The 12,899-nt window shown below is 64.7% G+C and carries 9 protein-coding genes and 1 pseudogene; all 10 read left to right on the top strand.

Features of this window, described 5'->3' with window-relative positions; all coding sequences use genetic code 11:
• Positions 1-48 precede the first annotated feature (48 nt).
• A complete protein-coding gene (locus WCB02_RS05170; protein WP_423956764.1) occupies positions 49-2,607 on the top strand; it encodes a hypothetical protein in 2,559 nt (852 codons plus the stop codon).
• Positions 2,608-2,712: 105 nt separating this feature from the next.
• Entirely contained in the window at positions 2,713-3,375 is a 663-nt protein-coding gene (locus tag WCB02_RS05165) for a hypothetical protein (protein ID WP_423956763.1), read from the top strand.
• A complete protein-coding gene (locus tag WCB02_RS05160; protein WP_423956762.1) occupies positions 3,372-3,740 on the top strand; it encodes a LysM domain-containing protein in 369 nt (122 codons plus the stop codon). Before WCB02_RS05165 ends, WCB02_RS05160 begins: the two co-directional genes overlap by 4 nt.
• Entirely contained in the window at positions 3,733-4,875 is a 1,143-nt protein-coding gene (locus WCB02_RS05155; RefSeq protein ID WP_423956761.1) for a hypothetical protein, read from the top strand. Before WCB02_RS05160 ends, WCB02_RS05155 begins: the two co-directional genes overlap by 8 nt.
• Complete coding sequence (locus tag WCB02_RS05150; protein ID WP_423956760.1) at positions 4,872-5,423, top strand: phage baseplate assembly protein V; 552 nt, start codon at positions 4,872-4,874, stop codon at positions 5,421-5,423. Before WCB02_RS05155 ends, WCB02_RS05150 begins: the two co-directional genes overlap by 4 nt.
• Before the next feature lie 2 nt (positions 5,424-5,425).
• Positions 5,426-5,746, top strand: a complete 321-nt coding sequence (locus WCB02_RS05145; RefSeq protein WP_423956759.1) for a hypothetical protein — start codon at positions 5,426-5,428, stop codon at positions 5,744-5,746.
• Between the two features lie 9 nt (positions 5,747-5,755).
• On the top strand, positions 5,756-6,118 hold the full coding sequence (locus tag WCB02_RS05140; protein ID WP_423956758.1) for a GPW/gp25 family protein: 363 nt from the start codon (positions 5,756-5,758) through the stop codon (positions 6,116-6,118).
• Entirely contained in the window at positions 6,115-9,495 is a 3,381-nt protein-coding gene (locus tag WCB02_RS05135) for a putative baseplate assembly protein (RefSeq protein WP_423956757.1), read from the top strand. Before WCB02_RS05140 ends, WCB02_RS05135 begins: the two co-directional genes overlap by 4 nt.
• A gap of 132 nt (positions 9,496-9,627) precedes the next feature.
• Entirely contained in the window at positions 9,628-12,477 is a 2,850-nt protein-coding gene (locus tag WCB02_RS05130) for a putative baseplate assembly protein (RefSeq protein ID WP_423956756.1), read from the top strand.
• Positions 12,474-12,899: pseudogene (locus WCB02_RS05125) on the top strand (hypothetical protein); the annotation flags it as partial. The gene WCB02_RS05130 and the pseudogene WCB02_RS05125, both read left to right, overlap by 4 nt.

The following is a 12,899-nucleotide window of genomic DNA, read 5'->3' as shown; positions in this document are numbered from 1 at the left end:
CTTCAGAGACAGCCGGAATCCGATCAGCGAGGCGCCGGAAGCGGTTCTTTGTTCGACCAGGCGTTCGCGGCTGCCGATCAGAGCCGTTGGGAACAGGTGGCCGAGCTCATCAATGGGTTCAGCCCCGGTGACCTGAGTGTTTTTATCCAAACCTACAAGACCGAGCCGGCAAAAATATCCCAGATTTATCTCGGCGCCATTGGAAACCAGAAGGTCGGCAGAAACTCTCAAGTCGCACTTGCCACAAAGGTAAACTATCTCGACTTCAATTTCAGATCGGAAATCAAGAAGGCAAGCTGGCCTAAAGCAGCAGAATATTTAAACGAGTTCAATCAAACCGACATTGTCGCAAGATTGAAAAGCCTCAATTCGGAGAGCCTCAAGGCTCTGCATGAAGGAGCGGTGGCCAATCCGGGACTCGGCGTTGATTCGGGCGCGGCAAAAGTCAGTGCGCAAATGCTCGCGCAGCGCTCCGCCCAAGGCGATACCAAGGCCCTGCTCCTCCCTACCATCACGGGTCAGGGAAAGGATGCGCTTCTACAGGCCATTCGCCCGATCGACGGAATACTGCCGTCCGCCAGCGGCGGATTCACTATCGTCGTCGATGGGCAGATGGAGAACTTGACCGCCGGGCAGGCGGAACAAATCCGAGCGAAAACAGCCGCTGTTTTGAAAGACCATCTGCAGCGAGTTCAGAATCGCGCATCAATGGTCCATGACCGCTATCAAAGCCAATCCGAAGTGGACAGGAAGCATTGGATCGTGTCGCCCATCGTCAAGACGCTCGGCAGCGTCAAAGATCCCGGACCCGATCTACTGGCTTATGTCACTCGTGCCGACACGGACGTGAAGTCGGCGTTGGAGGCCGTCGGCGCCGGACGATTCGTTCAGGCGGCCGCCCTGTTGGCCAACGCCGAAGGCGCGGCAATTTCTGCCGACAAGATGTGGCAAGCCTACTTCCAAGGGATCATCCGCGCGGGCGATATGACGGTCACCGTGCTGGAGGTCACCCGTGATGCGGCATTCCTCACGCTCGGTATCATGGCGACGATCGCGACGGGGGGCGCGGCTGCCGGGGCCCTGGGAGCGGTCGAGGGGGCCGGCGCGACGACCACGGTGCTGGGCGTGGAAGTTGGAACTGCGACGGCGGCAAACGTAATCGCAATTGGAGCGCCAATCCTGGCAAATGTCGCGGAGGCGGCGGCCAAGGTGTCCATGGGCGACAAAGTTGATTGGGGCGCGCTCGTCGTCGATACGCTGGTGCAGGTCGTCATTGCCCGCTTCGGAGGGAAAGTCACCGCTGGAATCAGTAAAGCGCTCCTGGGAAATCCCGCCACCGAGAGCCTGGCAAGCCGGGTGACCGAAAAGGTGGTTCACGCGGCGTTCATGCATGTCGGATCAACCACCTTGATGTCGTTGGCCCAGGATACTTACCGCGCCGCGAGAGGCCAGGCCATCACGTGGCAAACCTTCGTCGATGACCTGATCACCCGGCTCATCGACCCCAAGAGTCTGGCGATCGTCGCCGTCACCGGCGCTTTGACCTCCGCGGCAGAGGCCAAGTATGGAGGTGGCCCGCGAGGTCGAACGAGTCCGTCGGGAGGGCCCGAGGGCGAACCAGCAGCATCGCCAAAGCCCGCGCGCGCACCGACCCCGACAGCCGAAGCAGCAATGACACCTGCTCGCGCAATCGAGCCGCCAGGCACACAGACACCCGCTCCCCAAGCGACCGGGCACGAGCCAACGGCATCACCGCAAAAAATGGCGACAGTGACTCCGATCGAGGCCGCAAAAAAAGGCCTAGCTGCATCGCCTCAGCTTAAGCCTGGGCCGCGCGAGGTGACATCGTTGGGCGAGCGTCGCCTGTCAAGCGGGTCAAGCGGTCGCACCACCCCGCCAACGGAACCGCATGCCCAGGCGAAGGCGACCGTGGCCGAGGAGACCGGGGCCGAGCCACTTAAGATTGCCGCTGGAGCCGAAGGGACCGGGCGGCAAGCTAGCGGGTCCCCGAATGCCGAACCAACAGTCGCAAGCGCATCGCGAGGCGGCGGCCGCGGACGGCCCCGGCCACTGGGAGGCGGGCCACCACGGCCTGAATACCTTGGCAGCTCCGAACGTCCGCGCCTTCCGACAGCGCGGGAGGCGCTCGCTGGGCCGCGCACTCTCGAGGAAAGCCTTGATGAACTCGGTAGAGTCCCAGGAATCACTGACGAACCACCCCGTGGCGCGCTCAGCGAAGCAGCTCTCAAACGGCGCATCGGGACCCTTAGGGAAGCCGGAGACGTAGAGGCATGGGCGAGAAGGCAGCCCAAATCTGCGACCGTGTTCGGCAACAAAGATATGCCGCCAGAATTCAAGGCACTATTTCCGGAAACCTCCGGTGCGGCGTCAAGCGGACCAGATGCCATTGCCATCGACGACACCAAGAAAGAGATAACTATCTTCGATGCGACGTCGAAGTCGTCTACGGCGCACGTCGAGAAAACGCACGGCTACGCTGAAAGGGTTAAGCAAAATCTGCCGGATCGCTACAAGGGCTACAAGGTATTGTCGCAAGAAGGGTGGTCTGACGGCGGCCTGCGGTTTTCCGCAAAAAGGGAGCATTGAACGACCTTTGCACGCTCCATCAAGTCCGGTGAAGACGGTTGCGAAGAAAAACTGTCGAAGTCCATTCAACGAAGAAGCAAGCGCACAGCCAGTTGTGAGAAAATCATGTCCGGTTTTTCAAACTCTCCCCGCGTCGTCAAAGGCGGCATCGTGACTCTCGATCCCGACACGTCCGTGGTCCAGGGCGTGATCGCGCTGCAGTACAATCCAGATACGCTCAGCCGTTCGCTGCAGATTCAGTCGACGCCGGGCGGGCAGGACGGAGTGCGCGTCGACGCCTTGCGCTTGCGCGGGCCGGCAATCGAGACCTTCAAGCTCGAGGCCGAGCTCGACGCCACCGACCAGCTCGAATTCCCCAACAAGTTTCCAGTCGCCGCGCAATACGGCCTGCATCCGCAACTCGCCCAGCTCGAGATGCTGATCAACCCGACGGTCGAGACGCTGCAATCCGACGACGCCATGGCCAATGCGGGCGCGCTCGAGATCATCCCGCTTGAGCAGCCGCTCACTTTGTTCGTGTGGAGCGTGAGCCGCGTCGTTCCAGTGCGTCTCACGGAGTTCTCCGTCACCGAGGAGGCATTCGACCCCTCGCTCAATCCGATCCGCGCCAAGGTGAGCCTCGGGATGCGCGTGCTGAGTGTCGACGACCTCGGTTTCGAGCATCCGGGCGGACGCATGTACATGAACTATCTCGCCAACAAGGAGCAGCTAGCGACGCGCGCCGGCTCGGCGGCGATCTCGGCACTCGGGCTCGGGGGACTGCCATGAGATATCCGCTCGCCGCGCTGATCGGCCTCGGAGTCATTCCACCGGTCACGTTCCCGACCGACAGCCGCTACTACGGATTCTCGACGCTCACCTATACGACCGCCAACGGCCAGAGCGTGAGCTACTTGGCGCGCCGTTTCGTGCCGCAGCCGGGCGCGCCGAACTTCGCAACGGTCGCGCAGCACACCGTGCAGCAGGGCGACCGCCTCGATCTCATCGCCGCCAAATATCTCGGCGACCCCTTGATGTTCTGGCTGTTGTGCGACGCCAACGGCGCCATTCGTCCAGGCACGCTGGTCGAAACGGCCGGCGCGGTCCTCAATATCACGACGCCGCTGGGCGTGCCGGGGGCGTCGAATGCTTAAGGACGTCCAGCTTCGCCTGATGATCGGACCGTTCGTGCCGGCCACCCCGCCGCGCGCCGTAATGGAAGCGCTCGCAAGCATCCAGGTGACGGTCAACGACGTCGGCGTGAGCGGCTTCCAGATCAAGTTCAGCATCGACAAGCAGTCGCCGCTGCAGATCCTGTTTCTGCTCACCGGCGGCGCGCCGCTCCTGTTCATGCGGGTGGTGGTGGTCGTGGTGGTCAACGGCGTGTCCAACGTGCTGATCGATGGCGTGATCACCAACAACGAGATCGTGCCTGGCGACAAGGGCTCCAACTCCACCCTGACGCTGACCGGCGAGGATCTCACCGCGCTGATGAATCAATCCAACTGGAGCGGTTTCCCGTTTCCCGCATGCCCGGCGGAAGCGCGCGTCGCGCTGCTGCTCGCCAAGTACGCGGTGTTCGGCGTGGTGCCGCTGATCATTCCAAGCATCATGATCGACGTGCCGATTCCGATCGACCGAATTCCGGCGCAGCAGGGCACCGACCTCGAATACATCCGCGCCCTCGCCGATGACGTCGGCTACGTATTCTATCTCGATCCGGGTCCGGCCCCCGGCATGAGCAAGGCCTATTGGGGCCCGCAGATCAAGGTCGGTCCGATCCAGCCCGCGATCAGCGCCGACATGGACGCCTACACCAACGTCGAGAGCCTCCAGTTCAAGTTCGACCAGCAGCAGAACAAGATTCCGACGGTGTTCATCTACAACGAGGAGACCCAGGTGATCATCCCGATTCCTATTCCGCCGATCACGCCGCTCAATCCGCCGCTCGGCGCCATCCCGCCGCTGCCGACGAACATCCTGGGTGACCTTCAGCCGGTGCGCGACGACCTCTCGAAGCGTCCGATTCCGCAGGCGATCATGATCGGGCTTGCGGCCGCGTCGCGATGGGCGGACGCGGTCACCGCCGAGGGCACGCTCGATGTGACGCGCTACGGCGGCGTGCTGAACGCGCGCCAGCTCGTCGGCGTGCGTGGCTCCGGTCCGGCCTTCGATGGTCTCTACTATGTGAAGAGCGTCACGCACGATATCAAGCGCGGGGAATACAAGCAGCACTTCAAGCTCACGCGCAACGGCATAGTCTCTACCGTCTCGTCGGTGTCGCCATGAACGCGCAGAGTGCCAAGCCGGGCGCCAACCTCACCCGCTATTATGGCAAGTATCGCGGCACCGTGATCGAGAACATCGATCCGGAGCAGATCGGCCGCGTCATCTGCATGGTGCCCGACGTGCTTGGCATCGCGCCGTCGAGCTGGGCGATGCCGTGCGTGCCGGCAGCGGGAATCCAGTCGGGCATTTTCGTCGTGCCGCCGATCGGCTCCGGCGTCTGGATCGAGTTCGAGCAGGGCAATCCCGATTACCCGATCTGGACCGGCGGCTTCTGGGGACTGGTCGCCGACGTGCCGATATTCGCCACCGCGCCCCCAGCGATCCCGCCGGGACAGAACATCGTGCTGCAGACCACCGGCCAGAACATGATCATGGTCAGCGACGCGCCACCCTCGCCAGTCACCGGCGGCATCGTACTGAAAAGCGTCAGCGGCGCGATGATCGTGGTCAACGAGACCGGAATCTACATCAGCAACGGACAAGGCGCGACGATCACGCTGGTCGGACCGGCAGTGGCCGTGAACATCGACGCCTTGATGGTGACATAGCGATGCCGGGACCGATCCTGCATATCGGCGCAACCGTCATGTGCTCGCATGGCGGGCAAGCCTTGCCCACCGCGCCGAGCCCGCGGGTGCTGGTGTCGGGCATGCCGATCACGACCATCGCGGTGCCCTACACGGTTGCCGGTTGCGCCTTCGCGCCGCCGGTTGGAAACGGGCCATGCGTTACAGCGCAGTGGGTCGTCGGCGCCGTGCAGGTAATCTCGGAAGGTCAACCGGTCGCCATCCTGACTGGAACGGCGGTGTGCGCGCCAACGGGAACGCCTTTGCTTCCCGTAATGGCGCAGATGAGGGTAATCGCGAGCTGAGGCAATCGTATGAACGTCAACTTTCCCTTGGGATACGACGGCAGCGGGCGCACCAGCCAGGCAGCGCTGCCGGACTACGTTCGCCAACTGATCGAGCAGGTGCTGTTCACCTCGCCCGGCGAGCGCGTCAACCTGCCCGATTTCGGCAGCGGCCTGCTGCAGCTTTCGTTCGCGCCCAATAGCATGGAATTGGCGGCCGCCACACAGTTCTCGGTGCAGAGCGCGCTGCAGAAGTGGCTCGGCGGCTACGTGACGGTGCAATCGGTCAGCGCGTCGGCCCTCGATGCCATGCTGCAGGTGACGGTCACATACTCGCTCGTGAATACCGACGTGACGCAAGTGCAGACCTTTGTCTTTGGCGGCAACTCATGATCTACGATTGCTGCAACGAGAAACGGAAGGCCGCGGTCAGCGGGAATCCCGCGCTGAACGGCATCGACTATCTCGAGGTGCCGGACGCGAGCGACCTCGCGGTCGTGGCGAGCGCGCTGCGGCCACCGCCACAGTGCATTCTGCTCATTCATTGCCTCAATCCGCTTCCGCCGACGCTGAGCCTTGGCCCCGCCCCGACGTCAGGCGGGCCGCTGCCGAGCGCCGGCGTCAACGTGGTGATCGACGGCGGCGAAAGCATCCCGACCGTCGCGGTCGATTGGGTGATCGCGGCCGGGCAAATCAGCGCGACGACGCTGCCGCCCGCCGTCGGGGCGCTCGCCCCGCTCGTCAGCACGCTCGCCGACAAGCCCAATGTCCTGTTGGTGCGTACCCATCAGGCGGGCGACTTCTCGACCTATTGCCTGCGGCTGGTGAACGACGCCACGAAGGCTACCGGCCCGTTCGCGATCACCGATGTGCTCACGGGATTCGATCCGCAGCTCGCCGCGGTCGACTTCTCGTTCAAGGTCGAGGGTGGCCCCGATTTCGACTGCGCGACGACCGTACCGGATTGTCCGCCGGCCGGCCTGACACCTCCGGCGATCAACTACCTTGCCAAGGACTACGGCAGTTTCCGCACCATCATTCTCGATCGCCTGAACCAGCTGCTGCCGAGCTGGGGCGGCAGCAGCGAGGCCGATCTCGGCGTCGCGCTCGCCGAGCTCATGGCCTATCTCGGCGATCACTTGAGCTATCAGCAGGACGCGGTCGCGACCGAAGCTTATCTGGAAACCGCGCGGCGGCGGGTGTCGCTGCGCCGCCACGCACTCCTGGTCGACTACCAGGTGCAGGAGGGCTGCAACGCGCGGGCGTTCGTGCATCTGGATCTGAACACACCTGCGGCGACGCCCGTCTTTCTCGACCGCACCCGCGTCCGCTTCAATGCCTTCACCCCCGGCATGCCATCTTCGCTCGCGCCCGGCCTCGGCAACGGGGACAACGAGGAGGCCGCGATCCGTCTCGGCGTGCCGGTGTTCGAGCCGATGCACGATGCCGTACTCTACGCCGATCACAACGAGTTGCACTTCCACACCTGGGGCGATACCGATTGCTGCCTGCCCAAGGGCGCGACCGAAGCCACGCTGCGGAGCTCCTATCCGCTGCTCCAGATCGGCGACGTCCTTATCTTCCAGGAGATGATCGGTCCACAGACCGGCAACCCGGCCGACGCCGATATTCGCCGCCGCTGCGCGGTGCGGTTGACGAATATCGCGACCCAGGACAGCAACAAGAATCCGCTGGTCGATCCGCTGGACAAGGACGCCGCCGGCAACCCCATCCAGGTCACCGAGATCCAGTGGGCGCAGGCCGACGCCCTTCCGTTCCCGCTGTGCATCTCATCGACCTATCTCGATTCCGCAGGCGACCAGCAGAGCGTGAGCGACGTCAGCGTCGCGTTCGGCAACATCGTGCTCGCCGACCACGGCGTGTCGCTGTCAGGCAAGCTGCTCGGCACTGTGCCGCCTCCGCGACTCTATTATCCGCCCGATCCCGCCGCCGACCGCTGCCAGCTCCCGTCGCCCTCGCCCGTGCCGGCGCGCTACCGCCCGACGGTGCCGGACAAGCCGCTCACCCAGGTGGTGGCGCTCGCGACCGTGCCGCTGACGGGCGCGGGCAATCCGGCGACGTCGGCGCCTGTGTCACTCAGCAATGCAGGTCCCGTCCCGCTCCCGGGCAAAAACGGCTTTGCGTCGCTCACCCTGCGCCCGACCGATCCTACCGGATGGCCGCAATATTTCGGCGTTGTCGTCAACGCCAATGCGACTACGCCCGGGAATATCGATCTCACCGTCGTCTACAATCCGCCGGGCGGCGCGGCCGGCGTGCTCGCCCAGGTACCGGTGGAGAAGTTCACCAACCTCTCACTCCGCTCCACCGGTACGAACTACGTGGCGACCGCCATCAATACTGGCTCGAAGCTGATTGCTGTGCCGACCACATACGTTGCGCCGACCGGCGCGCTGGCGGGATTTGCCGCGGTGCCGACGATGCTGGCGAACGCCGGGACGATCGATCTTTACGATCTCGGCAATCCGCCTAACAAATTCCTGACGCTGCAGCCGCCCAACTCGGCGCTATGGCCGCCGCTGTTCGCCGTTACGGCGCAGGCCAATGCCCAGGACGCTACGCGCTTCGATCTGACGGTCCTCTACGACCCGAAATCGGGCGGAATGGGCGCGACGCTCCCGGTCACGGTCGAGCACTTCGCGGACCTCCTGCTTACCGACGTCGACAGCCAGATCGCAGCGGCATCCGCATTGGTCATCTCGGAAGATTTTGCGCAGGGGGCAGCGCTCATCCTGTCGGCGCAAGATCTCATACAGACCGATGCGCGCCTGAGCGCGCCGGCGATCACGCTTACGGCAACCTCGAACGACGCGACGACGACCTGGATCGCCGAGCCTAACCTGCTGGAAAGCGGCGACTCCGACCCGGTCTTCGCGGTCGAGGTCGAATCCGACGGTACCGCCTCGCTGTTGTTCGGCGATGACGTCAACGGCGAAACTCCCGACGCCGGCACCGTCTTCACGGCGTCCTATCGCATCGGCAACGGGACGGCCGGCAACGTCGGCGCCGACAGCCTCATTTATTTCTCCGCCGCCGACCCGGTGGTGCAATCGCAGATTCAATCCTGCCGCAATCCGCTACCCGCCATTGGCGGCACCGACCCCGAAACCACCGATCAAATCCGCCGCCGCGCACCGCAGGCCTTCCTCACCCAGGAGCGCGCCGTCACCATGGCGGACTACGAAACCCTGACGGAGCTCAATCCGCAGGTCGATCGCGCCGCGGCGTCGCTCCGCTGGACCGGCGCCTGGTACACGGCGTCGGTTGCCATCGAGCCAACCGGCGGCGGCAACCCGTCGCCGACGCTCAGCAGCTCGCTCCGGCAGGAACTCGAGCGCTACCGGATGGCGGGTCAGGATCTCGCGGTCGAGTCGCCCGAGTACATTTCGCTGGAGCTCGCGCTCGCGATCGGCGTCGATCCCGACTATTTCCGTGCCGATGTCGAGCAGGCGCTGCTCGCGGTATTGAGCAATCGCCGCCAGCCCGACGGAAGCACGGGCCTCTTTTGTCCGGAGAACTTCGTCTTCGGTCAGACCGTCTACCTGAGCCCGATCTACGCGGCCGCCCGGTCGGTCGCGGGCGTGATCTCGGTCGAGGCGACGGCGTTCCAGCCGTTGGGTGTTGCGACCCAGCAATATCTCGACGCCGGCGAATTGAAGCTCGGTGCGCTGCAGGTCGCCCGGCTCGACAATGACCCCAACTTTCCCAGTCACGGCCAGCTCACGCTGGCGATGCAAGGCGGACGATAGAGCGTGCTCGAACAAAGAACGCGGAGAGACTGAAACCAAATCAATTTGATCTTCGAGTTGTTGCATGGGTAACAGCGAATGAGTTGCGCGGGAACAGCCGATTGCGATTGCGGGTGCTGCGCCGGGTCGAGCGTGCAGACGCCCGCGCGCCGCGACAATGCGGCGGGCCTCGCGGCGATCGCGTATCGGGCGGGCACATGGAACAGCTTCAAGGAATCCATGCTCGCACGCCTGTCGAGCGCGGACTTTCCCGCGCTCGCGCCGCTCAGGACGCGCAGCGACGACGATTTCGTCCCCGCGATCATCGATGCGACCGCGATGATGCTCGACGTGCTCACCTTCTACCAGGAGCGCCTCGCCAACGAGAGCTATCTGCGCACGGCCGGGCAGCAGCGCTCGCTCACCGAGCTGTCGCGCCTGATCGGCTATCAGCCGGCGCCGGGCGTCTCCGCCTCCACGTATCTCGCGTTCAGCTTCAAGTCGACGCCCGGCCAGCCGCCGCCCGATCCAGCCGCCGCACCGATCGTCATCCCACAGGGAACGCAGGTGCAGAGCGTTCCCGCCCAAGGCCAGAGCCCGCAGACCTTCGAGACCGCCGCCGACATCCCGGCAAAGCCCGATTGGAGCGCGCTGCAAGTGCAGACCGGCGTCGCCTGGAATCCGCGCCGGAGCGGCGAAATCTATCTGAGCGGCACCACGACCCAGCTGCAGCCGGGAGATTCGCTGCTGGTCCTCGGCGAGGAACGCGACAACTGGATCGACGACAAGAAGACTTCACATCCGAGCGGGCAATGGGATGTGGTCGTCATCAATACGGTTCAAGCCGACAAGATCCGCAATCTGACTCGTGTCGGCTTGGGTGCGCCGCTGGCGCATGACTCGGGCGCGGCGAGCGATTTTACCACGACATCCACCGCGAGGGTGTTTGCCTTTCGTCAGAAGGCCGCTTTGTTCGGCCACAATGCGCCGGACGCTTCGCTGTTCGTCAAAGCATCAAATCCGCTTGAGACGAGCCTCCCGCACCTCATCGACTCAAAAGTGTCGCCATGGGTTTGGTGGGGCTTTCATATTTCCCTGCATGGCCCGATCAGCCTCGATGCGACCTATCAAAAAATCGTCGCGCAAAGCTGGTTCGCGCTCACGACCGACGCAACGGGCAAGCCCGCGGCGCAGCTTCTCAAGGTCCAGCAGGTCAGCAGCGCGTCGCTGTCGCGCTACGCGCTGAGTGCAAAAGTCACGCAACTGATGCCGGACTATCCGGACTTCACTAAATTCAGCAAAGCGTTTCCGCTCCGGCAGACCGAGGTTTGGGCGCAAAGCGACGAATTGCAGGTGGCCGAGCAGCCGCTGCCCTACCCGCTCTACGGCGCCGTCGTCGCGCTGGAAACGCGGCGCACCGATCTCGCCACCGTCAAGATGATCGCGCTCGCTGGTACCCGGCAGAAGATCGCGGTCGGTTACAAACTTTCGCGGGCGTTGCGCTTCACGCCCACCGTTGGCAAGGCCCGCAATCTCAAGCCGGGCGAAATCCTCACGCTGCTCGCGCCCCCGGCCTTGCCGGCGGATGCGAACGGCGACTTGCCGGACTGGAGCGTGTCGAAGGTCCGGCTTCCGCTGAGTGTCGCGGACGCGAGCGGCACCGACGGGACGGTCGCGGCCGAGCTTTTAGATTTCACGCTGGCGCCATCGGATCCGAGCGATCCGGAGGTCAGCGAGTTCGCGCAGGTCGCAAGCGTGGACACCGCGTCCGACCCGGCGCATACGAACCTGCGGCTGAGCGCTCCGCTCGCCAACTGCTATGATCGCACGACCACCACGGTCAATGCCAACGTCGGTCCTGCGACACACGGCCAATCGGTCAGCGAGGTGCTCGGCAGCGGCGCCGCGTCGACGCCAGACCAGACCTTCGCACTCAAGCAATCCCCGCTGACCTACGTGCCGGCGCCGACGCCGACCGGCCGGTCATCGACGCTCGAGGTCACCGTCAACGGCGTCGATTGGACGGTGGTTCCGACCCTCTCGGGACAGAGCGGGTCTAGCCAGGTCTGCACGACGCTCGACCAGCCGGGCGGCTCGACCACCGTGCTGTTCGGCGATGGCGTCGAGGGCGCCCTGCTGCCGACCGGCCAGAACAATGTGCAGGCCAGCTACCGCATCGGCTCCGGATCGGCCGGCAACGTCGGCGCCGGGACACTCACGACGCTGGTCGATCGTCCGCTCGGCGTGAGCGGCGTCTTCAACCCGCAGGCCGCGACCGGCGGACAGGATCCGGAATCGGTCGACGATATCCGCACCAACGCGCCGCGCACGGTGCTCACGCTCGGACGCGCCGTCTCGATCACCGACTACGAGAACTTCGCGAGCAGCTTCGCCGGCATCGCCAAGGCGCATGCCTTGTGGATTCCGCTCGGCCCAGGCCGCGGCGTGTTCGTCACGGTAGCCGGCGCCGGCGGCGCCGTGCTGTCGCCCGGCGATCCGACCTTCGCGAGCCTGACCGCCGCGTTGCAAACGTATGGCAACCCGCTCATCCCGATCACGGCGGTGAGCTACATCCAGACGCTGTTCAGATTCTCGGCCACGCTCGCCTACGATCCGGCCTACGACGCCCCGACTGTCGAGGCGACGGTGCGCGCAACATTGTCCGATGCCTTCGGCTTTTCGGCGCGCACATTCGGCCAGTCCGTCGGCATCGACGAGATCGCGTCGGTGATCCAGGGCGTACCGGGCATCGTCGCCACCAACGTCACCGGCCTCAAGCGCGGGGCTTCCACCGGCGGGGAAGCGGCGAGCCCGGCCGGCAACGCGAACGCCAAGGCCAGCCCCTACGCGGTCTACGTCGCGCTCGCCCGGCCGTTCGCGACGAGCGCGGACCGACTGTACGCGTCCCTGCCTGTGCCTAATTCGCAATCGCTGCCGCAACCGGCCGAGATCCTGGTCATCGATCCGGTCGTGGCCGACGTGCAACTGAGCAAGATGCCATGAGTGTCGACGGCCAAAAGCTCCTCGCCCTGATGCCGGCGCTCTATCGGTTGCGCGACGCCCAGGCGGCGCTGTCGGGCAATCTCCTGAGCGTCGCCGAGCAGGCGCAGCTCGCCTCGCTGCAGAGCCTCGCGGCGACACCGACGCAGATGCAGCAGGCGACGATCGACGCACTCACCGCCAAGGCGGCGCGCGGACCGCTGCAGTCCCTGCTCATGGTGCTGGCCGAGCAGATCGCCACAGTCGAACAGGATCTCGACCAACTGTACGACGATCAGTTCATCGAGACCTGCGCCCCTTGGGTCATTCCTTACATCGGCGATCTGGTCGGATACCAGCCGGTGCGCGGCATCCCGGCCGGAGTGGCGAGCCCGCGCGCCGAGGTAGCGAGCACGATCGCGCTGCGACGGCGCAAGGGCACCGTG

It is taken from the genome of Bradyrhizobium sp. (assembly GCF_049581145.1).
Classification (GTDB): Bacteria; Pseudomonadota; Alphaproteobacteria; order Rhizobiales; family Xanthobacteraceae; genus Bradyrhizobium.
The sequence above is the reverse complement of the archived record's forward strand: the minus strand, read 5'-3'. Positions and strand labels throughout refer to the sequence as shown.

Bases quoted from the DNA above. Each gene is read 5' to 3' on its own strand.
- WCB02_RS05140 (WP_423956758.1), top strand. From the start codon at position 5,756: ATGAACGTCAACTTTCCCTTGGGATACGACGGCAGCGGGCGCACCAGC.
- WCB02_RS05165 (WP_423956763.1), top strand. From the start codon at position 2,713: ATGTCCGGTTTTTCAAACTCTCCCCGCGTCGTCAAAGGCGGCATCGTG.
- WCB02_RS05160 (WP_423956762.1), top strand. From the start codon at position 3,372: ATGAGATATCCGCTCGCCGCGCTGATCGGCCTCGGAGTCATTCCACCG.
- WCB02_RS05150 (WP_423956760.1), top strand. From the start codon at position 4,872: ATGAACGCGCAGAGTGCCAAGCCGGGCGCCAACCTCACCCGCTATTAT.
- WCB02_RS05145 (WP_423956759.1), top strand. From the start codon at position 5,426: ATGCCGGGACCGATCCTGCATATCGGCGCAACCGTCATGTGCTCGCAT.
- WCB02_RS05135 (WP_423956757.1), top strand. From the start codon at position 6,115: ATGATCTACGATTGCTGCAACGAGAAACGGAAGGCCGCGGTCAGCGGG.
- WCB02_RS05155 (WP_423956761.1), top strand. From the start codon at position 3,733: ATGCTTAAGGACGTCCAGCTTCGCCTGATGATCGGACCGTTCGTGCCG.